23 protein-coding genes are annotated in these 24,726 nt (G+C 69.7%); 7 read left to right on the plus strand and 16 right to left on the minus strand.

The window, feature by feature from the left end:
- Positions 1-98 precede the first annotated feature (98 nt).
- Genes ACZY1G_RS24565 through pheS form a run of 9 tightly spaced genes read right to left on the minus strand, consistent with a single transcriptional unit; the run spans position 99 to position 10,603 of the window.
- On the minus strand, positions 99-1,304 hold the full coding sequence (locus tag ACZY1G_RS24565; RefSeq protein ID WP_463818023.1) for an argininosuccinate synthase: 1,206 nt from the start codon (positions 1,302-1,304) through the stop codon (positions 99-101).
- A 22-nt stretch (positions 1,305-1,326) separates the two neighbouring features.
- Positions 1,327-1,875, minus strand: a complete 549-nt coding sequence (locus ACZY1G_RS24570) for an arginine repressor (RefSeq protein WP_463818022.1) — start codon at positions 1,873-1,875, stop codon at positions 1,327-1,329.
- Positions 1,806-2,729 (minus strand): ornithine carbamoyltransferase, encoded by a 924-nt coding sequence (argF, locus tag ACZY1G_RS24575; RefSeq protein WP_463823866.1) that lies wholly within the window; start codon positions 2,727-2,729, stop codon positions 1,806-1,808. The genes ACZY1G_RS24570 and argF overlap by 70 nt, the downstream gene beginning before the upstream one ends.
- The gene (locus ACZY1G_RS24580) at positions 2,726-3,901 is read right to left on the minus strand and encodes an acetylornithine transaminase (protein WP_463823867.1); all 1,176 of its coding nucleotides are present in this window, start codon (positions 3,899-3,901) and stop codon (positions 2,726-2,728) included. The genes argF and ACZY1G_RS24580 overlap by 4 nt, the downstream gene beginning before the upstream one ends.
- Positions 3,898-4,770 (minus strand): acetylglutamate kinase, encoded by an 873-nt coding sequence (argB, locus tag ACZY1G_RS24585; RefSeq protein WP_463818019.1) that lies wholly within the window; start codon positions 4,768-4,770, stop codon positions 3,898-3,900. Before argB ends, ACZY1G_RS24580 begins: the two co-directional genes overlap by 4 nt.
- Positions 4,767-5,981 (minus strand): bifunctional glutamate N-acetyltransferase/amino-acid acetyltransferase ArgJ, encoded by a 1,215-nt coding sequence (gene argJ, locus ACZY1G_RS24590; protein WP_463818018.1) that lies wholly within the window; start codon positions 5,979-5,981, stop codon positions 4,767-4,769. The genes argB and argJ overlap by 4 nt, the downstream gene beginning before the upstream one ends.
- Positions 5,978-7,015, minus strand: a complete 1,038-nt coding sequence (argC, locus tag ACZY1G_RS24595; protein WP_463818017.1) for an N-acetyl-gamma-glutamyl-phosphate reductase — start codon at positions 7,013-7,015, stop codon at positions 5,978-5,980. The genes argJ and argC overlap by 4 nt, the downstream gene beginning before the upstream one ends.
- A 55-nt stretch (positions 7,016-7,070) precedes the next feature.
- Positions 7,071-9,560 carry a phenylalanine--tRNA ligase subunit beta gene (gene pheT / locus ACZY1G_RS24600; protein ID WP_463823868.1) on the minus strand — a complete coding sequence of 830 codons (2,490 nt, stop codon included), beginning with the start codon at positions 9,558-9,560 and terminating at the stop codon, positions 7,071-7,073.
- Complete coding sequence (gene pheS, locus ACZY1G_RS24605; RefSeq protein WP_463818015.1) at positions 9,560-10,603, minus strand: phenylalanine--tRNA ligase subunit alpha; 1,044 nt, start codon at positions 10,601-10,603, stop codon at positions 9,560-9,562. The genes pheT and pheS overlap by 1 nt, the downstream gene beginning before the upstream one ends.
- Before the next feature lie 43 nt (positions 10,604-10,646).
- Here pheS and ACZY1G_RS24610 point away from each other — a divergent pair, with 43 nt between their 5' ends.
- Positions 10,647-12,224: an FMN-binding glutamate synthase family protein gene (locus tag ACZY1G_RS24610; protein WP_463818062.1), complete on the plus strand. Its 1,578-nt coding sequence runs from the start codon at positions 10,647-10,649 to the stop codon at positions 12,222-12,224.
- Here the strand turns inward: ACZY1G_RS24610 and ACZY1G_RS24615 are convergent.
- Both ACZY1G_RS24615 and ACZY1G_RS24620 read right to left on the minus strand, forming a co-directional pair.
- Positions 12,131-12,994, minus strand: a complete 864-nt coding sequence (locus ACZY1G_RS24615) for a rhomboid-like protein (RefSeq protein WP_463823869.1) — start codon at positions 12,992-12,994, stop codon at positions 12,131-12,133. The genes ACZY1G_RS24610 and ACZY1G_RS24615 overlap by 94 nt on opposite strands.
- A gap of 8 nt (positions 12,995-13,002) precedes the next feature.
- Positions 13,003-13,848 (minus strand): adenylate/guanylate cyclase domain-containing protein, encoded by an 846-nt coding sequence (locus ACZY1G_RS24620; protein WP_463818013.1) that lies wholly within the window; start codon positions 13,846-13,848, stop codon positions 13,003-13,005.
- Positions 13,849-13,997: 149 nt separating this feature from the next.
- Between ACZY1G_RS24620 and ACZY1G_RS24625 the strand changes: the two genes are divergently transcribed.
- Together ACZY1G_RS24625 and ACZY1G_RS24630 are read left to right on the plus strand one after the other, a co-directional pair.
- On the plus strand, positions 13,998-15,017 hold the full coding sequence (locus tag ACZY1G_RS24625; RefSeq protein ID WP_463818061.1) for an oxygenase MpaB family protein: 1,020 nt from the start codon (positions 13,998-14,000) through the stop codon (positions 15,015-15,017).
- A 44-nt stretch (positions 15,018-15,061) separates the two neighbouring features.
- Positions 15,062-15,841 carry an SDR family NAD(P)-dependent oxidoreductase gene (locus ACZY1G_RS24630; RefSeq protein WP_463818012.1) on the plus strand — a complete coding sequence of 260 codons (780 nt, stop codon included), beginning with the start codon at positions 15,062-15,064 and terminating at the stop codon, positions 15,839-15,841.
- Between the two features lie 4 nt (positions 15,842-15,845).
- Here the strand turns inward: ACZY1G_RS24630 and ACZY1G_RS24635 are convergent, their stop codons facing one another.
- The 4 genes from ACZY1G_RS24635 to infC are packed head-to-tail and all read right to left on the minus strand — an operon-like array spanning position 15,846 to position 17,889.
- Positions 15,846-16,598 carry a TrmH family RNA methyltransferase gene (locus ACZY1G_RS24635; protein ID WP_463818011.1) on the minus strand — a complete coding sequence of 251 codons (753 nt, stop codon included), beginning with the start codon at positions 16,596-16,598 and terminating at the stop codon, positions 15,846-15,848.
- Positions 16,599-16,630: 32 nt separating this feature from the next.
- Positions 16,631-17,020 carry a 50S ribosomal protein L20 gene (gene rplT, locus ACZY1G_RS24640; RefSeq protein ID WP_335333540.1) on the minus strand — a complete coding sequence of 130 codons (390 nt, stop codon included), beginning with the start codon at positions 17,018-17,020 and terminating at the stop codon, positions 16,631-16,633.
- 53 nt (positions 17,021-17,073) lie between these two features.
- Positions 17,074-17,268: a 50S ribosomal protein L35 gene (gene rpmI / locus ACZY1G_RS24645; protein ID WP_046366216.1), complete on the minus strand. Its 195-nt coding sequence runs from the start codon at positions 17,266-17,268 to the stop codon at positions 17,074-17,076.
- A 6-nt stretch (positions 17,269-17,274) separates the two neighbouring features.
- Positions 17,275-17,889: a translation initiation factor IF-3 gene (gene infC / locus ACZY1G_RS24650; protein WP_335333579.1), complete on the minus strand. Its 615-nt coding sequence runs from the start codon at positions 17,887-17,889 to the stop codon at positions 17,275-17,277.
- A 252-nt stretch (positions 17,890-18,141) separates the two neighbouring features.
- On the opposite strand from infC, the gene ACZY1G_RS24655 reads away from it, so the two are divergent.
- From ACZY1G_RS24655 to ACZY1G_RS24670, 4 genes are all read left to right on the plus strand, one after another.
- A complete protein-coding gene (locus tag ACZY1G_RS24655) occupies positions 18,142-18,504 on the plus strand; it encodes a DUF1844 domain-containing protein (protein WP_463818010.1) in 363 nt (120 codons plus the stop codon).
- 59 nt (positions 18,505-18,563) lie between these two features.
- On the plus strand, positions 18,564-21,893 hold the full coding sequence (gene lysX, locus ACZY1G_RS24660; RefSeq protein ID WP_463823870.1) for a bifunctional lysylphosphatidylglycerol synthetase/lysine--tRNA ligase LysX: 3,330 nt from the start codon (positions 18,564-18,566) through the stop codon (positions 21,891-21,893).
- Positions 21,894-21,991: 98 nt separating this feature from the next.
- On the plus strand, positions 21,992-23,365 hold the full coding sequence (locus tag ACZY1G_RS24665; protein WP_463823979.1) for an alpha/beta hydrolase: 1,374 nt from the start codon (positions 21,992-21,994) through the stop codon (positions 23,363-23,365).
- A 23-nt stretch (positions 23,366-23,388) separates the two neighbouring features.
- Positions 23,389-23,631, plus strand: a complete 243-nt coding sequence (locus ACZY1G_RS24670; RefSeq protein ID WP_463823871.1) for a hypothetical protein — start codon at positions 23,389-23,391, stop codon at positions 23,629-23,631.
- Here ACZY1G_RS24670 and ACZY1G_RS24675 read toward each other — a convergent pair.
- On the minus strand, positions 23,625-24,725 hold the full coding sequence (locus ACZY1G_RS24675) for a hypothetical protein (protein ID WP_463823980.1): 1,101 nt from the start codon (positions 24,723-24,725) through the stop codon (positions 23,625-23,627). The genes ACZY1G_RS24670 and ACZY1G_RS24675 overlap by 7 nt on opposite strands.
- Between the last annotated feature and the right edge of the window lies 1 nt (position 24,726).

A 24,726-nucleotide genomic window follows, 5' to 3' on the forward strand; every position in this document is an offset into this window, starting at 1 on the left:
GATCGACCTTTTGGTGGATTCCACTCGCACTTTCCCGCCCAAATGTCGGTTTGGGCGATGAGGGGGTGCTCACAGCTGTTGCTCTTCGCGCAAGCGGCTCATCGGTCGCCGGCCAGGTCCCGCCGCGCCGACAGGCTCGACGAGAGCCCGTGCACGTGCACGAAGCCCTTCGCCGCGGACTGGTCGAACGTGTCGCCCTCGTCGTAGGTGGCCAGGTTGAAGTCGTACAGCGACTCGGCGCTGCGCCGGCCGTTGACCGCGATGTGGCCGCCGTGCAACACCATCCGGATCTCACCGGTGACGTGCTGCTGGGTGTGCGCGACGAACGCCTCGAGCGAGGACTTCAGCGGCGAGTACCACAGGCCGTCATAGACCAGCTCGCCCCACTTGCGGTCGGTGCCGCGCTTGAAGCGGCCGAGTTCGCGTTCCAGCGTGACGTGCTCGAGCTCGGTGTGCGCGGTGATCAGCACCATGGCACCGGGCGCCTCGTAGATCTCGCGGCTCTTGATACCGACCAGGCGGTCCTCGACGACATCCAGGCGGCCCACCCCCTGCGCCCCGGCCCGAGCGTTGAGCGCCTCGATGGCCTGCAGCACCGTCACCGGCTGGCCGTCGATGCTCACCGGCACACCCTTGTCGAACCCGACGATCACCTCGTCCGGGCTGCTCCAGTTGACCGTCGGATCCTCGGTGTAGTCGTAGACGTCCTTCGTCGGGGCGTTCCAGAGGTGTTCCAGGAAGCCGGTTTCCACGGCCCGACCCCACACGTTCTGGTCGATCGAGAACGGCGACCGCTTGGTCACGTTGATCGGGATGTCGTTCTGCTCGGCGAAGGCGATCGCCTTCTCCCGGGTCCACGCGTAGTCACGCACCGGGGCCAGCACCTGCAGATCGGGCGCCAGTGACGCGAACCCGACCTCGAAGCGGACCTGGTCGTTGCCCTTGCCGGTGCAGCCGTGCGCGACGATGCCGCCGCCGTGCTCACGTGCCGCGTCGACGAGGTGCTTGACGATCAGCGGCCGGCTCAGCGCCGAGACCAGTGGGTAGCGATCCATGTAGAGCGCGTTGGACTGGATGGCCGGCAGGCAGTACTGCTCGGCGAACTCGTCGCGGGCGTCGACCACGACGGCCTCCACCGCGCCGCAGTCCAGAGCCCGCTGACGCACGACCTCCATGTCCTCACCGCCCTGCCCGAGGTCGATGGCCACCGCGACCACCTCGCGGCCGGTCTCCTTGCCGATCCAGCTGATGGCCACCGAGGTGTCCAGACCGCCGGAATACGCCAGGATGACGCGCTCGGACATATGACTCTCTCCCTTGTTCGTGTCACGCTTTGGCGAGGCTCTCCAGAGCCTCGCCGAGTTCAGCCCCGGTCATCGGCTCACGCGCGATGACGAAGATCGTGTCGTCGCCGGCGATGGTGCCGACGACATAGGGCAGTGCGGCCCGATCGATCGCACTGGCCAGATAGTGCGCAGCACCCGGGGGTGTGCGCAGCACCGCGAGGTTGGCGCTGGCGTCGGTGGCGACCAGCAGGTCTCCCAGCAGTCGCGACACCCGCTCGGTGCCGCCGGTCACCCCGCGCACGGGGCTGCCGTCCTCGGGGACGATGTACTGGCCACCGCCACCGTCGGCGCCGCGTAGCTTGACCGCGCCCAGCTCTTCGAGGTCGCGCGACAGCGTCGCTTGCGTCACTTCGATACCGTCGGCGGACAGCAGCGCCGCCAACTCCCCTTGGCTGCGTACCGGCTGCGCGGACAGCAGCGCGACGATGCGCGCCTGCCGGCCCGCGCGCGTGGAGGCGGTCACGAGTTCTCCAGCAGCCACACCAGCAGCGCTTTCTGCGCGTGCAGCCGGTTCTCGGCCTCGTCCCACACCGCGCTGCGCGGACCGTCGATCACCTCGTCGGTGATCTCGTGCCCTCGATGGGCCGGAAGGCAGTGCAGTACAACAGCTTCCGAGTCCGCCTGGTCGAGCAGCTCCGCGTTCACCTGGAACGGACGGAACGGCCTGACCCGGTCGAGACCGTCGTTCTCCTGACCCATGGAGATCCATGTGTCGGTCACCAGCACGTCGGCACCGGCGGCGGCATCACGCGGATCGTCGGTCACCCGCACCGTGGCGCCGGTCTGGTGGGCGCGGGTCTCGGCGGCAGCGACGAACATCGGGTGCGGGGCGAAGCCGCGCGGCGCCGCGATCGTCACGTGCACGCCGGCGGTGACGCCGCCGAGCATCAGCGAGTGGGCCATGTTGTTGGCGCCGTCGCCGAAGTAGCTCAGCCGCAGCCCGTTCAGACCGCCCTTCCACTCGGCGAGCGTCTGCAGATCGGCGAGCACCTGGCAGGGGTGGAATTCGTCGGACAGCGCATTGACGATGGGGACGCTGGAACCGGAGGCCATCGCGGTCAGCCGCTCCTGCGCGAACGTGCGCCACACGATCGCGTCGACGTAGCGGGAGAGCACCGCGCCGGTGTCCTCCAGCGTCTCCTCCCGGCCGAGCTGGGTGCTTCTCCCGTCGACGACGACGGCGTGCCCGCCGAGCTGGGCGATGCCCATCTCGAAAGAGAACCGCGTTCTGGTCGAGTTCTTCTCGAAGATCACCGCCACGCCGCGCGGCCCTTCCAGCGGCCGGCGGCTGAACGGCTCCCGTTTGAGCTCGGCGGCCAGCGCGAGCACCTCGGCCTGCTCGGCCGGGCTGAGATCGTCGTCGCGCAGAAAATGCCGGGTCATGATCCGCTCGCGGCATCGAGAATGGCCGGCAGTGCGGCGACGAACGACTCCGCCTGCTCCTCGGTGAGCACCAGCGGCGGGGCGAGCCGGATGATCTGCGGCGCAGCGGCATTGACGAGGAAGCCGGCATCGCGGGCGGCGGCCTCGACGGGCTTGGCGACCTCGGCGGTCAAGACGATGCCGCGCAAGAGGCCGCGGCCGCGGACATGGTCGATCAGCGGATGACCGAGCGCCTCGATGCCGTGGCTCAGCGTCTTGCCCAGCACGTCGGCGCGCTCGATGAGGCCGTCGTCGGCGAGCACCTTCAGCACGGCCAGGGCCGCGGCGGTGCACACCGGGTTACCCCCGAAGGTGCTGCCGTGCAGGCCCGGGGTCAGCAGCTCCGCGGTCGGTCCGATGGCCAGGCACGCCCCGATGGGCAACCCTCCGCCGAGCCCCTTGGCCAGCGTGACGATGTCGGGGGTGATGCCGTCGTGTTGGTGCGCGTAGAAAGCTCCGGTCCGCCCGATGCCCGTCTGCACCTCGTCGAGCACCAGCAGGGCGCCGTGGCGCGCGGTGATCTCCCGCGCAGCGACCAGGTAGCCCGCCGGCGGAACGACGACGCCACCCTCCCCCATGATCGGTTCGAGGAATACCCCGGCAGTCTGGTCGTCGACGGCCGCGCGCAACGCGTCGACGTCGCCGTAGGGCACGTGCGTGACGTCGCCGGGCAGCGGCTCGAAGGGTGCCTGCTTGGCGGGTTGACCGGTCAGCGCCAGCGATCCCATGGTGCGACCGTGGAATGACCCCTCGGCGGCAACGAGTTTGGTGCGTCCGGTCAACCGGGTGATCTTGAACGCGACCTCGTTGGCCTCGGTGCCGGAGTTCGCGAAGAACACCCGGGCGGGCGCCCCGAGGTGACCGACCAGCGCCTCGGCCAGGGCGATGCCCGGCTCCGTGGCATAGAGGTTGGAGGTGTGGCCGAGCGTGCTCATCTGCCGGTGCACGGCCTCGATGACGGCGGGATGGCCGTGGCCCAGCACGTTGACCGCGATACCGCCGAGCAGGTCGACATAGGACTTGCCGTCGCCGTCGGTGACGACGGCGCCCGCTCCGCTGACCAGCGCCACCGGCGGGGTGCCGTAGTTGTGCATCATCACCGCGGACCAGCGGTCAAGCAGTGTCTGGCTCATGAGGGCACCACCTTGGTTCCCGCGCCTTCATCGGTGAACAGTTCGGCCAGCACGCAGTGTTCGACGCGGCCGTCGATGACGTGCGCACTGGGGACGCCGCCGGTGATCGCGCGCAGGCATGCCTCGATCTTGGGCACCATGCCCTCCTCCAACGTCGGGAGTAGTTGCGTCAAAGCAGCGGAATCGATTTCGCTGACCAGGGAGCCGCGGTCCGGCCAGCTGGTGTAGAGCCCCTCGACGTCGGTGAGCATGAGCAGCTTCTCCGCGCCGAGCGCCTCGGCCAGGGCAGCGGCTGCGGTGTCGGCGTTGATGTTGTACACGCGCCCTTCGACGTCCGGCGCGATCGTCGACACGACGGGGATGCGGCCGGCGGCGATGAGATCGCGCACCGCGTCGGTGCTGACTCGCTCGACGTCGCCGACGAGGCCGATGTCGGTGGCCACTCCGTCGACGAGCACACTGCGGCGCACCGCGGTGAACAGGTGCGCGTCCTCGCCGGTGATGCCGACGGCGTAGGGCCCGTGGGCGTTGATCAGGTTGACCAGTTCCCGGCCGACCTGACCGAACAGCACCATGCGGGCGACGTCGAGCACCTCGGGTGTGGTGACCCGGAAGCCGCCCTTGAATTCGCCTGCGATGCCGAGCTTCTTGAGCATCGCGCTGATCTGGGGGCCGCCTCCGTGGACGACCACCGGATGAACACCGCAGTTGCGCAGGAAGACCATGTCCTCGGCGAACGCCGCTTTGAGCGTGTCGTCGGTCATCGCGTTGCCGCCGTACTTGACGACGACGATCTTGCCGTGCAGCGCCTTGAGCCAGGGCAGCGCAGCGGCGAGCACCAGCGCCTTCTGCGATGTCGCGATGCTCATGAGCTGTACGCCGAGTTCTCTTCGACGTAGGCGTGCGACAGGTCGGTGGTGCGGATCGAGGCCGAGGCGGCGCCCACACCCAGATCCACCGTGACTGCGATGTCCTCACCCGTGAGGTCGACCTCCCGCGCGCCCGGCGCCCCGACGCTGTCCACACAGACCGGAAAGCCGTTGAAGGACACGGTGATGCGGTCGGCGTCCAGCGGCACCGGCGCCATACCCACCGCGGCGAGCACCCGGCCCCAGTTGGCGTCGGAGCCGAACAGCGCGGTCTTGACCAGGCTGTCGCGGGCGATCACCCGCGCCGCGGTGACGGCGTCGTCCTCGGTCGCCGCCCCAGTGACGGTGACGGTGATCCGCTTGGTCACGCCTTCGGCGTCGGCCTGCAGCTGGGCGCAGAGGTCCTCGCAGACGGCGAGCACAGCGGCGTCGAGGTCGTCCTGGCTCGGTGCGATCTCCGAAGCCCCCGAGGACAACAGCAGCACCGTGTCGTTGGTGGAGCAGCTGCCGTCGACGTCGAGCCGATCGAAGGTGGCCGCGGTCGCGCGGCGCAGCGCACGGTCGAGGGCGGCGGCGTCGGCCACCGCGTCGGTGGTCAGCACGCACAACATGGTGGCCAGCGACGGCGCCAGCATGCCCGCGCCCTTGGCCATGCCGCCGACGGTCCACCGGTTCTGGTGGTGCAGCGCAACCTGTTTGGGCACGGTGTCGGTGGTCATGATCGCGCGCGCGGCCTCTTCCCCACCGGTGAGGCCGCCGGCCATCTCGTGCACGATCTCGGTGACGCCGGCGCGCACCTTGTCCATCGGCAGGCGGTCACCGATCAGGCCGGTCGAGCACACCGCGACCTCGATCGCGCCGGTCTCGGTGCCCCAGTCCGACAGCGCCGCCGCGACCGCCTCCGCGGTGGCGTGGGTGTCTTGGAATCCGGCAGGGCCGGTGCAGGCGTTGGCGCCGCCGGAGTTGAGGATCACCGCGCGCAGCCGACCGGTGGTGAGTACCTGGGTCGACCACAGCACCGGCGCGGCCTTGACCTTGTTGCGGGTGAAGACGCCAGCCGCGGCGTGATCGGGGCCCTCGTTGAACACCAGGGCGAGGTCGAGCGCGCCGGATGCCTTGATGCCGGCGGAGATTCCCGTCGCCCGGAATCCGGCAGGCGCGGTCACCCCCTGCGTGCGCAGCAGCCGGGCGCTGTCGGCCAGGTCGGTCACGGAGCCACCCCCACGGTCGTCAGTCCATCGGTCTCGGTCCAGCCCAGTGCCAGGTTCATCGACTGCACGGCCGCGCCCGCGGTGCCCTTGACCAGGTTGTCGATCGCGGCGATCGCGACGAACGTCTGGGCGTCGGTGTCGACGGCGATCGCGAGCTGGGCGGCATTGCCACCCACCACGGCACCGGTCTGCGGCAGCCGTCCTTCGGGGAGCAGGTGCACGAAAGGCTCAGCGTCATAAGCCTTCTCGTAGGCAGCGCGCAGATCCGACACCGAAGCCTGGGTGCGTGCGGTGCAGGTGGCCAGGATGCCGCGGGCCGTCGGGATGAGCACCGGGGTGAACGACACCGACACGTCCGCGCCGGCGGCCACTGCAGCCAGACCCTGGGCGATCTCGGGGGTGTGCCGATGCTTGCCGCCCACGTTGTATGCCCGTGCCGAGCCGATCACCTCGGCCGCCAGAAGGTCGACCTTGGCGGTCCGGCCCGCACCGGAGGTGCCGCTGACGGCCACGACGGTCACGGCCGGCTCGACGAGTCCCGCTGCCACCGCGGGCCACAGCGCCAGCAGCGCAGCCGTGGGATAGCAGCCGGGGACGGCGATCCTGGTGGCGCCGCGCAGACGGTCACGCGCGCCGGGCAGCTCGGGCAGACCGTAGGGCCAACTGCCTGCGTGCTCGGAACCGTAGAAGCGCTCCCACGCGGCGGGATCGGTGAGTCGGAAGTCCGCGCCACAGTCGATGATCACGGTGTCGGGGCCCAGCTGCTCGGCCAGCGCGGCGGAGTGACCGTGCGGCAGACCCAGGAACACGACGTCGTGGCCCGCCAGCACCTCGACCTCGGTCGGCTCGAGGACGCGATCGGCGAGCGGCAGGAGGTGGGGGTGGTGTTCTGCGAGTGTGGTGCCGGCACTCGCCGCAGCGGTCAGTGCTCCCAGGGTGAGGGTGCCCTGCGCGTAGGCGGGGTGCCCGAGCAGCAGCCGCAGGATCTCCCCTCCGGCGTATCCGCTGGCTCCGGCCACGGCGACGGATGTCATGGCGTCGATCTTTGCATTCTTATGCAGGAAGATGCAAATTCATTATTGCAGCTGGTCAGCGCCGCTGCTGGGCGCCGACCGCGGCGGCCGCGGCGGCCACCGCCGCATCGCGTGCGGCGCTGGCCTCGTCCTCGGTCAGCGTCCGATCGTCGGCGCGGAAGCGCAGCGCGAGCGCCAGCGATTTGCGGCCCTCGCCGACCTGCGGACCGCTGTAGACGTCGAAGAGCCGGACGTCTTCGAGGAGGTCACCCGCACCGTCGCGCACCGCGTCGACGACCTCCTGCGCGGGCACGTCGTCGTCGACGACGAGCGCGACATCCTGGAACACCGCGGGAAACGGTGAGACGCGCGGAGCCGGCAGCAGCTCGGTGATCGGCACCGCGTCGAGGTCCAGCTCCACCGCACAGGTGCCCTTCGGCAGACCGGAGCGCTCGATCACCGCGGGGTGCAGCTGCCCGGCGTGCCCGACGACGGTGTCGCCGAGGCACACCGCAGCGCACCGGCCGGGGTGCCAGGGCAGGTACTCGACCGCGCGCAGCGTGAACTCGACGCCGGCCGCCCGGCCGACGATCCGGACCGCCTCGAAGGCGTCGAACGGTTCCACGGGACGTCCCGGGCCCCACGGGCCGGCGGGTTCGCGCAACCCGGTCAGCACCGCGGCGACGTGCTGCGGCTGGCGGGGCAGCGACGCGTCCAATGTCGCGATCTCCTCGTCGGTGGGGCGCCGGTCCGTGGGGATGCGGTCCACGGCCCGCGTCGCGGTCGTGGGTTCGACGACCTGCGCCAGCGCGAACAGCGCCGCATCGGCGGCTCCACGGGAGACGTTGCGGCTCAACGCTTCCAGCAGGCCGGGCAGCAGCGTGGTGGCCAGCGCCGGTCGATCGGATTCGAGGGGATTGAGCACTCGGGTGGTGGTCCGGCGCGGGTCGTCGGCCGCGAGTCCCCACTGGTCGAAGATTCCCGCGGGCAGGAACGGCGTCGGCAGGATCTCCACGTAACCGCCGAGCGCGAGGGCCTTTCCGATCGCTCGGCGCCGCTTCTGCACCGGGGACAGGCCGCGCCCGGCGGGCGCGGCAGGCAGCACCGACGGGACGGCGTCGAGACCTTCGAGGCGCATCACCTCTTCGACCAGATCCGCGGGTTCCCGCAGGTCGGGGCGCCAGCTGGGCGGTACCGCCGTGAGGTCGTCACCGTCGACGGTGACCGTGGCACCGATCTGGGTCAGTCGGCGCTGGGCGGTCCCGGCCGGGTACTCGACCCCGGCCATGCGGTCGGGCAGGGTGACGGGCATGCGGACCGGCGGCGGTGACCAGTCCTGCCGCGGCGGCTCACCCCGCCAGTCGGTGAGTGTCGGTTGTGCTGTGCCGCCGGCGATCTCGGCCAGCAGCGCGGCTCCCCTGTCGAGGGCGGCGACCGAGATCGCCGGGTCCACGGTGCGTTCGTAGCGGCGACCGGCCTCGCTGTGCAGACGGAGCCGGCGCTGGGTGCGCGACACCGCGGCCGGATCCCAGACCGCGGCCTCGAGCAGGACGTCGGTGGTGCTGTCGCGCACTTCGGTGGTCCCGGCGCCCATGACACCGCCGATCGCAGCCGTCGCGACGTCGTCGACGATCAGCACGTCGGCCGGGTCGAGCCGACGGTCCACATCGTCGAGCGTGACCACGGTCTCCCCCGGCTCGGCGAACCGAACCCGGAAGCCACCGTGGATCAAGCTGTGGTCGTGCGCGTGCATGGGTTGGCCGAGCTCGAGCATGACGTAGTTGGTCACGTCGACGGCCGGGGAGATCGCGCGAATTCCGCTGAGCAGCAGGCGGCGCCGAAGCCACCAGGGTGAGACCGCCGTGGGGTCGATACCGGTGACGGGGCGCAACGTGAAGCGCTGTACGCCGGCCGCGGGATCGATCGCCACCGGCAGCGCCTCACCGTCGCTGGGCAGCGCGGGTACCTCGAGCGCCGGATCGACGTAGTCCAAGTCGTAGGCGTTGGCGATCTCGCGGACCAGGCCACGCACCGACAGGCAATAGCCACGATCCGGGGTGATCGCGAGGTGGAAGACCACGTCGTCGAGTCCCAGCACCTCGTGGGCGGAGTCCCCCGGTGCCGCCGTCTGCGGCGGGAGCACAAGGATGCCGGAGTGGTCGGCGCCGAGGTTGAGCTCGGCCGACGAGCAGATCATGCCGTCGGACGTGCGCCCGTAGGTCTTGCGGGTGGCGATCGTGAACTCACCGGGCAGCACAGTGCCGGGCAGCGCCACCACGACCAGATCGTCGACCGCGAAGTTCGTTGCGCCGCAGACGATGTCGCGTGGTTCCTCTTCACCGACGTCGACCTTCACGGCGCGGATGGGCTTCTTGAACTCCGTGAGTTCCTCGATCGCGGCGACGCGGCCGATCGTCAACGGGCCGCGCACGGGTCCGACGGGGATGATCTCCTCGACCTCGTGGCCGATCCGGGTCAGCGTCTGCTCGAGGTCCTCGGGCGTCACGTCCCAGCCCGGAGCTCCGGCTGCTACGACGTCGCGCAGCCAGCTGTAGGGAAGACGCATCAGGCGCCCACCCCGAACGGCAGCGAGAAGCGCACGTCACCTTCGACCATGTCGCGCATGTCCGGAATGCCGTTGCGGAACTGCAGCGTGCGCTCCAAACCCATACCGAACGCGAAACCCGAGTACTCCTCGGGGTCGATACCGCACGCGCGCAACACATTCGGGTTGACCATGCCGCAACCGCCCCACTCCACCCAGCCAGGCCCGCCCTTCTTGTCGGGGAACCAGACGTCGACCTCGGCAGACGGCTCGGTGAACGGGAAGAAGTGCGGCCGCAGCCGGGTCCGCCCCTGCGGCCCGAACTGCGCACGCGCGAACGCGTCCAGCGTGCCGCGCAGGTTCGCCATGGTCAGTCCTTTGTCGACGGCGAGTCCCTCCACCTGGTGGAAGACCGGTGTGTGGGTGGCGTCGAGTTCGTCGGTGCGGAAGGTGCGGCCGATCGAGACGATGTAGACGGGCAGCTCCCGCTCGAGCAGCGCGCGGATCTGCACCGGGGAGGTGTGGGTGCGCAGCACCTGCCGGGAGCCGTCAGGCGCCACGTGGAAGGTGTCCTGTTCGCTGCGGGCAGGGTGATCGGGCGGGAAGTTCAACGCGTCGAAGTTGAACTGCTCGGTCTCCACTTCCGGTCCCTCGGCAAGCTCCCACCCCATCGCGACGAAAGTGTCCGCTACGCGCTCGGCCAGGATCGTGATCGGATGCCGCGCGCCGATCGGTTGCCGACTCGACGGCAGCGTCACGTCGATGCGCTCGGCCACGAGCACCGCGGCGTCGCGTTCGGCGCGCAGCGCCGCCAGCCGCTCGTCGTAGGCGCCCTGCGCGGCGGTCCGTGCGACGTTGACGCGCTTGCCTGCGTCGGCCCGTTCGGTCTTGGGCAGGCTGCCCAGTGCCTGACGAGCCAGAGCGATCGGTGAGCGGTCCCCGAGGTGCTCGGTTTTCGCGCGCGCGAGGTCGTCGAGGGTCGCCGCCTCGGCGAAGGCGCGACCGGCCGCACTGACCGCATCGGTCAACGCGTCGTCGGTGAGTTTCCCTGGCTGATCAGCCACCCGGCGATCATAGGCGATGGCGCGATACCCTCACGCCGTGGTGATGCGGCCGCTGGTGATCGCAGGAATCTGGCTGCTCGCAGCGGGCGCGGCAGCGCTGACCGCCCTGTCGCATGCGGGGTGGGCCGTCGCCGCGATCGTGCTGCTGGGGCTCGCGACCCTCGGTTCGTGGGATCTGATCCAGCGGCGGCACACGATCCTGCGCCTCTACCCGGTCATCGGCCACGTGCGGTTCCTGATGGAGATGATCCGCCCGGAGATCCGGCAGTACTTCATCGAGTCGAACATCGAGGCCACGCCGTTCGACCGAGAGACGCGCGATCTGGTGTACGAGCGGGCGAAGGGCACCAAGGGCGACGAACCCTTCGGCACCGAACGCGATGTCACCGCGCTCGGTTACGAGTTCCTGCGCCACTCGCTGCGCGCTCGATTCGCCGACGACCTCGACCCGCGGGTCCGCCTCGGCGGCCCGGACTGCACGCAGCCCTACGACATCGCGCTCCTCAACGTCTCGGCCATGAGTTTCGGAGCGCTGTCGGCCAACGCGATCACGGCGCTGAACACGGGCGCCGCCCGCGGTCGGTTCGCCCACGACACCGGCGAGGGCGGCATCAGCCCGTATCACCTCGCCGGAGGCGGGGATCTGATCTGGGAGATCGGGTCGGGCTACTTCGGATGCAGAGACACCGAGGGACGCTTCGACGCCGCCCAGTTCGCCGAGAAGGCAGCACTTCCCGCGGTGAAAGCGATCTCGATCAAACTGTCCCAGGGCGCCAAGCCCGGGCTGGGCGGCGTGCTGCCGGGCGCGAAGGTGAGTCCCGAGATCGCCGAGACCCGCGGCGTCCCGGTGGGCCGCACCGTCGTCTCCCCGCCGGCGCACACCGCATTCGGCACGCCGGTGGAGTTCGCTCACTTCATCGCGGCGCTGCGGCGCGCCTCCGGCGGCAAACCCGTCGGCTTCAAGCTGTGCGTCGGAGCCCGCACCGAGTTCCTGTCGCTGTGCAAGGGTTTCCTGGCCACCGGGATCACCCCCGACTTCGTGATCGTCGACGGTGCCGAGGGCGGAACCGGCGCGGCCCCACAGGAATTCGAGGACCACGTCGGGATGCCGTTGACCGAGGGCCTGATGCTGGTGCACAACTGCCTCGTGGGCGCCGGGTTGCGCGACCGGATCGCGATCGGTGCGTCAGGCAAGGTCGCCAGTGGCGTGGACATCGTCAGCCGGGTCTGCCAGGGCGCCGACTTCACGATGGCCGCCCGCGCGATGATGTTCGCGGTCGGCTGCATCCAGGCCCTCAAGTGCCACACCAATCGCTGCCCGACGGGTGTGGCGACCCAGGATCCCGCTCGCAGCCGTGCCCTCGATGTCACCGACAAGACGGCCCGCGTGGTCAACTTCCAGCGCGCCACCGTCGAAAGTGCCGCGCAGATCGTTGCTTCCATGGGGCTCAACGGGTTTCACGAGCTGTCCCCTGCCATGCTGAACCGCCGCATCGAGGGTCAGCGCACCAGCACCTACGCCGAGATCTACGAGTGGCTGGCCCCAGGCGAACTGCTCGACGACCCGCCGCAGTCCTGGCGCTCGGACTGGGTGACAGCATCAGCCGACGAATTCGCCTGACCTGCTGACGCACGCACCGGTTCCGAGCGCCGCAGGCGTTCGACACCGGCGGCCGCCAGTGCCCCCGCGGTGCCCCATGCGGCGCCCTCGACAACCCCGACCAGACCGTCGGCGAGCATCAGGAACGCGAACGCCCCACCGATACACAGCAGGGCTGCCGTGGGCACCGACCAGCGCGCGCGTGCGTGCAGCCGAGTCGACACGATCATGCCGAGGGCCAGCGCCACCGTGTGCCCGATGTCGGTGAATCCACCGCCACCAGTCACCACGACAACGGCCGCCGCGCACCAGAATCCGATCCAGGCCGCGCGCCATCGGGCGGGAAGGGCCGCGGTGAGCACCCCGACCACGGCCATCGCGCCGTAGCTCATGCCGACGTCGGAGGCCCGGGCGATCGACGCCGACAGCCAGTCGAGTTTGACGGCGGCCACCAGTCCGACGGCCACCAGCAGTGTCGCCCCGACGTGGCCCGTTGCGAAGGTGAGCGCGGTCCGGCCGCCCCCGAGCGTCAACTCGGCCACCAGCAGCAGGCACACCAGGCCGGGGAGCCACAGATAGATCGGGCCGGCGTCGACGACGAATGCGCTGCTGATCAGCGTCCCGAACCGGCCTCGGCTCAGGTTGTGCAGGTTCGTACTGGCGTGACGGATCAGCGCCTCGTGCATCGCCGGGTCCATGCGCACCATCGCGGCGGTGACGGCGGACACCGCCACGGCGTAGCTCAGGGTGAACCGCGCCCGGCGGAGGCCGACCAGGAATCCGGACTGCACCACATCCACTATGCGCCGGACGCGGCGTCGTTCTCGTCCTCGTTTCCTGCGAACTGCCTGCGAGTTCTCAGCCGGTACATCACGAAGTCGTCGGGCACGCCGTCCTGTTTCGCTGCGAAGACGGGCTTGCGGAGCCGTTTCGCGGTGACACCGAGACGGTCGAGCTCCTCCTCCGCGATGCGCTCCAGCGTCGCCGCCGACACGACCAGTTCTCCGCGGGTCGCGCGTTCCATCACCCGGGCGGCCAGGTTGACGTCGATACCCAGCCAGTCCGAGCCGATACGTTGCGGGCGGCCGGTGTGGATCCCCACCCTCATGCGGGGCGTGTACCCGTCCAGCTCGATGGTTCGAATGGCCTCTCTGGCGTTCAGCACGGCGCTCAGCGCGGTGGACGGATCGGCGAAGACCGCCATCAGTCCGTCGCCCATGCGTTTGACGATGTGTCCACCGGCCGCCAGCAGCGGCGGCTCCACGACCTGTGCGACGCGGCGCAGCAACCGCAGCGTGGCATCGTCGCCGGCGCGCAGTGACCAGGTGGAGAACGCGACGAGATCGGTGAACACGAGCGTCACCTCGTCGTTGGCCGGCCGGCCCGACACCCGCTCGGTCAGGGCCTGCCACACCTGAAGCGCGCCGAGGCTCACCTCGCGGGTCAGTGCTTCGCGCTCCAACAGCCGGTCGGCCGCTCGCGCGGCCGCGCGCGGACCTCCCATGCCCGCGACCGACAGCGGATCGCCGAACTCGGGGTCGCCGGGCAGGACACGGCGTGCGCGGCGGAGAAACGCGACGGCCCCGGCGTGATGGTTGACGGTGCGCAGCCACGCCAGTGGCCCCGACGCCTCACTGTCATCCACAGCGGTCAGCGTAATCGAGCGCGTCGGCGCAGCTGAACAGCCAGGTCACCCGCGTGCGACCGCACGATGGCGGCCCGATAACAGGGTCCGCCCGACCGTAGACAACGGCCGTTGTCAGTCATTAGCGTGAAGTGATGCGATCACCGGCGATGGCTCAGCGCACCTCGACATCGGACCCGCTGGGCCCGGACTCGCTGACGTGGAAGTACTTCGGCGACGTCCGCACCGGCATGCTCGGGGTGTGGATCGGCGCGATCCAGAACATGTATCCCGCCCTCGGCGCCGGTGTCGAGGATCACTCGATCCTGCTGCGCGAGCCGCTGCAGCGGGTCGCCCGCTCCGTCTACCCGATCATGGGCGTGGTCTACGACGGTGAACGCGCCGCCCAGACCGGTGCGCAGATCAAGGGCTACCACACGACCATCAAGGGGGTCGACGCGTCGGGCCGTCGCTACCACGCGCTGGACCCGGACACCTTCTACTGGGCGCACGCGACGTTTTTCATGCTGATCATCAAGACGGCCGAGTACTTCTGCGGCGGCCTGACCGACGCCGAGAAGCGGCAACTGTTCGACGAACACGTCCAGTGGTATCGCATGTACGGCATGAGCATGCGGCCCGTGCCCGGCTCGTGGGAGGAATTCTGCGAGTACTGGGACCGCACGTGCCGCGAGGATCTGGAGATCAACCGCGCTACTCGCGACATCTTCTCGATCCGCATTCCCAAACCCCGCTTCGTGATGATGCCCACGCCGCTGTGGGACCAGATGTTCAAGCCGATGGTCGGCGCGCAGCGCTGGATCGCGGCGGGACTGTTCGACCCCGCGGTGCGGGAGAAGGCCGGCATGCGCTGGACGCCCGGCGACGAAGTCCTGCTGCGGCTGTTCGGCAAGCTGGTCGAGCTGGCGTTCGTCGCGGTGCCCGACGAGATCCGGTTGCACCCGCGCGCGGTGGCCGCGTACCGGCGCGCCGACGGCACTGCCGCATCGGACTCCCCGCTCGTGGAAGCGCCCGCGTTCATGGGGCCTCCACGGGAGCGCCGCGGCCTTCCCATGCACTACGTCCCCCACGGCAAGACGCTCCTCGACCGCGCCGGTTCGCTCGTGCACACCACCTTCGCGCTGGCCGCATTGCGGCCGGGGCGTCCGCGGGGCCGCACGGCGGCCTGACGGACCTGACACACTGAGGGCTCCGACCATCGAAGGAGCCCCGCGTGGAGTTCACCGACAGCACGGCGTTGATCACCGGCGCGAGCGGCGGTATCGGCGAGGAGTTCGCGGTCCAGCTCGCAGCGCGCGGCGCCGATCTGATCCTGGTGGCCCGCCGCGCCGACCGGCTCGAGGCGCTGCGTGCACGCCTGGCGGAGCGCCATCCCGGCATCGTCGTCGACATCGTCACCGCCGACCTCGCCCGCCCGGGGTCCGGCGCCGAGCTTGCCGCGCGCGTCGGTGAGCTCGATCGCCGCGTGGACATCCTGATCAACAACGCGGGCATCGGCCTGCACGGCGCGTTCCACACCCAAGATCCCGACGCCAATGCCGGCGCAGTGCAACTGAATTGCGGAACGCTGGTCGATCTGACGGCACGCTATCTGCCCGCGATGATCGAGCGGCGCCACGGCGTGGTGATCAACGTGGCGTCCACGGCGGCATTCCAGCCCACCCCCGGCATGGCCGTCTACGGCGCCACGAAGGCGTTCGTGCTGTCCTTCACCGAGGCGCTGTGGCAGGAATGTCGCAAGACCGGCGTGCGGGTCCTCGCGCTCTGCCCGGGCGCGACAGAGACCGAGTTCTTCGACCGCACCGGCGAGACCTTCATGACCGACGGGCGCCAGAGCGCCACCGAGGTCGTCGACACCGCGCTCACCGCGCTCGACAAGTCGACGCCCACCGTGGTCTCCGGGCTGAAGAACGCCATCCTCGCCTCGGGGTACCGGGTGGCACCGCGCAAGCTCCTGCTCGCCGTGTCGGAGCGGATGCTCAAAGCCGAGTAACGGATCAGCGCTGCGCGGCGCGACGGCTACGGGCCGATGCGTAGAGGCAGATGGCCGCCGCCGAGGCGACGTTGAGGCTCTCCGCCTCCCCCAGCATCGGAATACGGACCCGCGCGGTCGCGAGTGCCGTCACGTCGTCAGGCAGGCCGTGTGCCTCCGGACCGAACAACCACGCCGTCGGGTTCGAGGCATCGACGTCGTCGACGTTAACGTCGCCGTCGAGGACGGTGGCCAGGATCTGTACACCGGCCGCCGTCAACCGTGAGACCACGTGCGGCGCATCGGGTTCGGAGACAACCGGAATCGAGAAGATGCTGCCCGCTGAGGCGCGCAGGCATTTGCCGTTGTAGGGGTCGACGCTCTCGCCGGCCAGCACGACGGCATCGGCGCCCATCGCATCGGCCACCCGGATCAGGGTGCCGGCGTTGCCGGGCTCGGAGATCCCGACGGGGACGGCAAGCATCGTCGGTCCCGCGGCCAGCACGCCGTCGAGGTCGACGCTCGGTTGCTCGCACACCGCGACGAGCCCCACCGGAGTCACGGTGTCGGACAACGCTTTCGCGGCCTTCTCCGTGACCAGCTGGACGGTTGCCCCGGTCAGCAGGTCCGCGAATCGCTGCGCGGCAGCTTCGGTGGCGAACAGCTCGGAAACGAGTCCGCGCCGCAACGCTGCCTCCACGAGGTTGGGCCCCTCGGCGAGAAAACGTGCGGCGCGGCGGCGCCCGGTGTGGCGGTGCAGCTTGGCTGCCGCCACCACCCGGGCAGATCGCTCAGTCAGCTCTGACAGAGTCAGGCAGCCTCACCCGACGGCGCGTTCACGTCCTCGGGCAGTGCGGCCTTGGCAGCCTCGACCAGCGCGGTGAACGCAGCCGGATCGCTGACGGCGATCTCGGCCAGGTTCTTGCGGTCCACCTCGATGCCAGCGGCCTTGAGCCCCTGGATCAGACGGTTGTAGGTGATGTCGTTGGCCCGTGCGGCGGCGTTGATGCGCGAGATCCACAGCTTGCGGAATTCGCCCTTGCGAGCACGCCGGTCACGGTAGGCATAGGTCAACGAGTGCAGCTGCTGCTCTTTGGCCTTGCGGTACAGGCGGGACCGCTGACCGCGGTAGCCCTTCGAGGCCTTGAGTACTGTGCGCCGCTTCTTCTGCGCGTTGACTGCGCGCTTCACGCGTGCCATGGGTGTTTCCTATCTGGGTTGGTTAAGGGAGAGGGCGCGAGCGCCCGAGAGAGTCAGCCGTTGAGCATCTTCGCGACACGCTTGGTGTCGTTGGCAGCCACCGCGGTGCGGCCGTCGAGCCTGCGGGTGCGCTTGCTCGCCTTGTGCTCGAGCAGGTGGCGACGGCCGGCCTTCTGGCGGACGATCTTGCCGGTCCCGGTCTTGCGGAACCGCTTCGAAGCGCCGCTGTGGGTCTTCGCCTTGGGCATGTTTCCTCAGTTCTTCTGTGATGTGTCGGGCTGGTTTTCGGCGGGCTGCGCAGGAGTGCGCTGCTGCGCCGGTGCGTCCGCATCGTGGGCTGCCTTGGCACGAGTCTTCGCGCCGCGGTGCGGCGCCAGCACCATCGTCATGTTGCGGCCGTCCTGCTTCGCCGACGTCTCGACGAAGCCGTAATCGGCGACGTCGGCGCCCAGGCGCTGCAGGAGGCGGAAACCCAGTTCGGGCCGCGACTGCTCGCGGCCGCGGAACATGATCGTCACCTTGACCTTCGACCCGGCTTCGAGGAAGCGAATGACGTGACCCTTCTTGGTCTCGTAGTCATGCGGGTCGATCTTGGGACGGAGCTTCTGTTCCTTGACGACGGTCTGCTGCTGGTTCTTGCGAGACTCGCGAGCCTTCTGCGCCGTCTCGTACTTGAACTTCCCGTAGTCCATGATCTTGCACACGGGCGGCTTGGCGTCCGGCGCTACTTCCACGAGGTCGAGATCGGCGTCGGCGGCGACGCGGAGTGCATCTTCGATGCGCACGATGCCTACCTGTTCACCGCCCGGTCCGATCAGACGGACTTCAGGTACGCGGATGCGCTCGTTGACGCGGGTCTCAGTGCTGATGGGGCCTCCCGGGGTAGATCCTGTTGTCATCACAGAGTCCCCACCCCGGCGGCAGACGTCCCCATAGGAACGAATAAGCCCTGCTCATAGCAGGGCCCAATGCCGACCAGGCCAGACGCCGGTGACGTCGTCACCGATATCCGGACCGGACCGCGCTACCTGTGATAATTCGTCGGCAGGCGGTGGGAGTTGGGACTCCACTTGCTGTCCCTGGCGTTAGCCGGGACGGTCGCGCATGTCAGTCTAGCAGCCATGACCGATAGCTCTGCACATCCCGAACCGGACGCCGGGCCGCCCGCGCGCGAACTGGCCGAGGTGCCCGCGGTCGAGGTGATCACCCGCGCCGCGGTGATGCTGATGAGCGCGGCCGCCGAGAAGCTCGGCCTGTCGGCAGACGACCCCGACGACAGCCCGCACCGCGACCTCGACGAGGCACGACGCCTGATCACGGCCCTGGCGGGGCTGGTGACGGCGTCGGCGGAGTACCTCGGTCCGCACGCCGGACCGGTCCGCGACGGCCTGAAGAGTCTGCAGCTGGCGTTCCGCGAGGGCAGCGCCGCACCCGATGAACCCGGCAAAGGCCCCGGAGAGAAGTACACCGGTCCGGTCTGGTGACGTCGGCGCGCGGCCAACATGCAGCCGCGACGCAGCGTGAGCGCCTATCCTCGCGCCCTATGACCACCACTGGCGTTGCCAGGACCCGTCCCGCACCCAGCTTCGGATGGGTGCCTGCCGCCGCCGGCTGGATCGTCGGCGTCATCGCGACGCTGTCGCTGCTCGCCAGCATCTCGCCGCTGATCCGCGCCGCCATCAAGGTGCCGCGCGAGTTCGTCGACGACTACATCTTCAACTTCCCGGACACCAGCTTCGCCTGGGCGTTCGTGCTCACGCTGCTGGCCGCGGCGCTGGCCGCCCGCAAACGCATCGCGCTGTGGATTCTGAGCGGCTACATGGTCGCCGCAGCCATCTGGAACCTGGTCGCTCTGATCGACGGCGGCGAGCGCTGGTTCGAGAAGGTCGGCGAGATCATCGGTCTCGGCTTCCACATCGTCGCCGTCGTGTGCCTGGTGCTGGCGCGCCGACAGTTCTGGGCCCGTGTGCGCCGAGGCGCCCTGCTCAAGGCGGCGCTCGTCCTGCTCGCCGGCATGACGGTGGGCACCCTGGTCGGCTGGGCGCTGCTCGAGGTGTTCCCCGGCTCGCTGGCCCGCTCGGATCGCTTCTGGTACGCGCTGAACCGGGTGGGTGCGTTCGCCGGAGCGGACTCCGACACCTTCGCCGGCCACCCGCATGTCTTCGTCAACGCGCTGCTCGGACTGTTCGGCGCGCTCGCGCTCATGGTCGCCGCGATCGTGCTGTTCCAGTCCCAGCGCGCCGACAACGCGCTCACCGGCGAGGACGAATCCGCGATTCGCGGGCTGCTGGAACAGTTCGGGAAGAACGATTCGCTGGGCTACTTCGCGACCCGCCGCGACAAAGCCGTCGTCTTCGCACCCAACGGCCGCGCCGCGATCACCTATCGCGTCGAGGTCGGCGTGTGTCTGGCCAGCGGCGACCCGGTCGGTGATCCGCGCGCCTGGCAGGCCGCGATCGCCGCATGGCTGGAACTGTGCGAGACCTACGGGTGGGCGCCGGGGGTGATGGGGGCCAGTTCGACGGGAGCCCAGGCCTTCCGAGAGGCCGGGCTGAGCGCGTTGCAGCTCGGCGACGAGGCGATCCTGCATCCCGACGACTTCCGCCTGTCCGGACCCGACATGCGCGCGGTCCGCCAAGCAGTCACCAGGGCCCGCCGCGCCGGTGTCACGGTGCGGATGCGCCGCCACCGCGACCTGTCCGCCGAGGAGATGGCGGCCGCGATCGAGCGGGCCGACACCTGGCGTGACACCGACGACGAACGCGGCTTCTCGATGGCGCTGGGCCGGCTCGGCGATCCTGCCGACGGTGACTGCCTTCTGGTCGAGGCACTTCAGGACCCGGCCACAGAGGGCACCGAGGAGGTCGAGGTCGTGGCGATGCTCTCGCTGGTGCCGTGGGGCACCAACGGGGTGTCGCTGGACCTGATGCGCCGCTCCCCCGCCTCACCCAACGGCACCATCGAGCTGATGGTCAGCGAGTTGTGCCTGCAGGCCGAGGAGATCGGCATCACCCGGGTGTCGCTGAACTTCGCGATGTTCCGGTCGGCCTTCGAGCAAGGCGCCCAGCTCGGCGCGGGACCAGTGGCCCGGATGTGGCGGGCTCTGCTGGTGTTCTTCTCCCGGTGGTGGCAGCTGGAGACCCTCTACCGGTCCAACATGAAGTACCAGCCAGAGTGGGTGCCTCGCTACGCCTGCTACGAGGACGCGCGGCTGGTTCCGCGGGTCGGGATCGCCTCCGTCATCGCCGAAGGCTTTCTGGTTCTTCCGTTCTCGCGCCGCCACGAGCAGCCTCACACCGGCCACCACACCGCCGTGCCCGGTTCGGTGATCGCCACGGGCACGTTGCACAGCGACGGCACCGCACCCGACCTCGACGGCCTGCGCACCGATGCGCCCGAGGACAGCGGCGTTCCCCGGTTGCCCGAGCAGGTGCGGGTCCGCATGGCCAAGCTGAAAGCGTTGCAAGACGACGGCATCGACGCCTACCCGGTGGGCAGTCCGCCCAGCCACACCGTGGCCCAGGCCCTCGACAGCCCCGAGGGCACAGCGGTGACCGTGGCAGGCCGCGTGCTGCGGCTCCGCGACTACGGTGGCGTGCTGTTCGTCGAACTGCGGGACTGGTCCGGCGATGTGCAACTGCTGCTGGACAATTCGATGCTCGAGACCGGCTGCACCGCGGACTTCACCCGCACCATCGATCTCGGCGACCTCGTCGAGGTGACCGGCACGATGGGACGCAGCCGAAAAGGCGTCTGGTCGCTGCTGGTGGGCCGGTGGCGGTTGATCGGCAAGTGCCTGCGCCCGCTGCCCGACAAGTGGAAGGGCATGACCGATCAGGAGGCCAAGGTACGGGCCCGCTACGTCGACCTCGCGGTCAACACCGACGCGCGTGAGCTGATACGGGCGCGCAGCGCCGTGCTGCACGCGATCCGGGAAACACTGGTGCACAAGGGTTTCCTCGAGGTCGAGACGCCCATCCTGCAGCAGATCCACGGTGGGGCCAATGCGCGTCCGTTCCTCACCCACATCAACGCCTATGACCTCGACCTGTATCTGCGCATCGCCCCCGAGCTGTACCTTAAGCGGCTCTGCGTCGGCGGCGTGGAGCGGGTCTTCGAACTCGGCCGTGCATTCCGCAACGAGGGCGTGGACTTCAGCCACAACCCCGAATTCACGTTGCTGGAGGCTTATCAGGCGCACGCCGACTATCGGGTGTGGATCGACGGCGCCCGGGAGCTGATCCAGAACGCCGCCCAGGCCGCCAACGGTGAGCAGGTGTTCATGCGCCCGCGCGAGGATGGCACCCTGGAACCGGTCGACATCGCCGGACCGTGGCGGGTCACCACCGTGCACGACGCGGTGTCCGAAGCGCTGGGTGAGCACATCGCGCCCGACACGGATCTGGGCACGCTACGCCGGCTCTGCGACAACGCCACCATCCCCTACCTCACGCACTGGGACACCGGCGCCGTGGTGCTGGAGATGTACGAGCACCTCGTCGAGGATCGCACCGAGGCGCCGACGTTCTACACCGATTTCCCCACCTCGGTGTCGCCGCTGACCCGTCCGCATCGCAGCATCGCCGGAGTCGCCGAGCGCTGGGATTTGGTGGCCTGGGGCGTCGAACTGGGCACGGCCTACAGCGAACTCACCGATCCGGTGGAGCAGCGCCGCCGCCTGCAGGAGCAGTCGCTGCTGGCCGCCGGCGGGGACCCCGAAGCGATGGAACTCGACGAGGATTTCCTGCAGGCGATGGAGTACGCCATGCCCCCGACCGGCGGGCTGGGTATGGGCGTGGATCGGGTGGTGATGATGATCACCGGCCGCAGCATTCGCGAGACATTGCCGTTCCCGCTGGCCAAACCTCGTTAGCAGCAAGGTCACAGCCTGCTCCAAGCTTCGGCCGTCAAGGTGGAGACGTGACGACGTCCGGTCCGTTCTTCGACTCCGTGCGCCACCATCTGTCTCTGATGCACGGGTGGTTGCCCGTCGCCATCCAGGTTCTGGCGATCGTTGCCCTCGTGACCGCCATCGGCTGGCGCACCCGACGCTGGCGGATGGTGTGGTTGCCGTGGTCGGCGGTGATCGGAGTGATGCTGACCGTCGGCGCCTACTGGTACACCGAGACCGCGGGTGTCGCCGACGACACCAATCCGGCACCGCAGACGCTGTGGGTGTGGATCGCGTTGTCGGGCATAGCGTTCGGTGTGCTGGTGTCGGGCTGGCGTGACGCGCAGTGGTGGCGACGGGGCGTGGCCCTGGTTGCGGTTCCGCTGTGCGCACTGTGCGCCGCTCTGGCGCTGAACCTCTGGACGGGCTACTTCCCCACCGTGCAGACCGCGTGGAGCCAACTGACGGCGGGCCCGCTGCCGGACCAGACCGACCAGGTGACGGTCAAAGCGATGCAGCGCGCCCACACGATCCCGATCAAGGGCAGCGTCGTGCCCGTCGACATCCCCGACACCGCATCCGGTTTCAAGCATCGCGGTGAGTTCGTCTATCTGCCGCCCGCCTGGTACGCCACCGATCCGGCGCCGCCGCTTCCGACGATCATGATGATCGGCGGAGAGTTCAACACGCCGGCGGACTGGATGCGCGCAGGCAATGCGATCAAGATCCTCGACGACTTCGCGGCCGCGCACCACGGCCAGGCCCCCGTCGTCGTGTTCGTCGACCCGGGTGGCGCCTTCAACAACGACACCGAATGCGTCAACGGGTCGCGCGGGCAGTCGGCAGACCACCTGACCCGCGACGTCGTGCCGTACATGAGAGCCAACTTCGGCGTCAGTCCTGCCGCGGCGAACTGGGGCGTTGTCGGCTGGTCGATGGGCGGCACCTGCGCGGTGGATCTGGCGGTCATGCATCCCGACATGTTCAGCGCGTTCGAGGACATCGCCGGCGATCTCGCGCCGAACTCCGGCAACCAGGCCCAGACGGTCGCCCGCCTCTTCGGCGGCAACAGTGCCGCCTACGCGTCGTTCGAACCGAGCACCGTCATCGCTCGCCACGGCCCCTACCGCGGCGTGCAGGGCTGGTTCGACGTCAACGGCCCGCTGCCGGGGTCGGGTACCGGCAAACCGAACGATCAGGCGATCGCCGCCTCGACGCTGTGCGCATTGGGGAGCAAGTCAGGCATCGACTGCGCGGTGGTCAACCAGCCGGGTAATCACGACTGGCCGTTCGCCTCCACCGCTTTCGCGACCGCGCTGCCGTGGATGGCCAGCGCGATCGGCACCCCGGGGGTGCCGCCCGCGGCGCTGCCTGCCAGCCCGCAAGCGCCGCCCCCGCCTGCGAGCCCGCTCCCGCCGGCGGCCGCCGCAGTGGAAAAGGCGGCCGCTCGCTAGCGGCCGCCGGTAGCGTGGGGATCATGCCCGACGACCCCACCGACACCGGCTACACCGACGACGGAATACCGACGTTCGACGCGGTGCGCGAGAAGATCGAGAACCGGTTCGCGACGTCGCTGGGTTCGACCGAGCTGGCCTCCGAGACCCCGGAGGGACGGGCGGCTTCCGAGCAGTACGACGCGCGGCAGCGCGCGGCAGCCGAGCGGCTGGCGCAGATCAGGCAGTCGATGCACCCGGACGAGGCCGACGGGGATTCTCAGTAGTCGGCTTCGGCGGCCAGGAGCTCGGCCAGGAAGACTCCGTCGCCGGAACTCGCGAGCCGGGTGCGGGCAAGCGTCCGCACTCGCTCACGCGCAGAAGGAGATTCGTCGGCATCGGCGCCGACGGTCACCGCCGCCCCGCTCCAGTCGTGGTCCCAGGCCGCGTCCTCGGTCAGTGGTGACTCACCGTCGAACAGTGGCACGGACGCGGTGCCCGCAGCGTCCAGGGCTCCGGCGCCGGCGTAGCTCCCGCTGCTGAACCGGACCGGAATCCCCTCGGGCGATCCGGCACCCCATACTTGGGCGCGCACCATCGCGGTGACCGTCGGGCCTGTCGCCTGCACCGACCAGGCGACGGTGTTCTCGGCGGCATCGAAGATCCCCGGCGGCACCGCCGCCCACCGCACCGAATCCCGACCCTCGGCGATGGCCTCGCCCAGCCGGCCCGGCCGTGCGTCGGGCCCGGCCGCGAGTGCGTAATCGTCGCGGCGCCTCTGTGCCCCGGAGGCGCCGACAGTTTCCTCGACGGCCCCTTCGTCGGCCAAGCCGAGGTCCTCGGCCAGCGTGAGGCAGGACTGCGCGAGGTCGGCGACACGCGAATCATCGTGCTGAGCAAGCACACTGAACAGGGGCCTGTGCGGGCGCAGCAGATCGGTCACCTCGGCGTCGAACGCGTCGTCGTCGAAGAACTCCTGCGTCGCCTCGGTCAGCACGGCCAATTCGCCGTCGAGAAGGGCCATGTCGAGATCGACGATGCCGTCCTGTCGGCTGGCCGGCCACCACCGCCGCAGCCAGTGCCCCAGCGCCAGGCGATGCAGCGCGTCCAGCGATCCGGGTTCGACGCCGGCGTCCGGGATGTCGACCACCGTGCCCGTGTCCCCCTCGAGCAGCGCCGCCACCACGGCCTCGTGACCACCCGGGCCGAGGACCCGCCACAGCCACTCCGCCTCGGTCACGTCGGTGAACACGATCTGAGGTTGCGCGCCGGCGTCGTCGACCGGCCAGCTCAGCACGGCGCCCGCAACCTCGATGACCGCGGTCAGCGGCGGCGCTGGCGGGGTCGGTCCCGTAGTCCACAGCCCCGCGTCGTTGTGCATC

The organism is Mycobacterium sp. IDUB_5, from assembly GCF_055419565.1.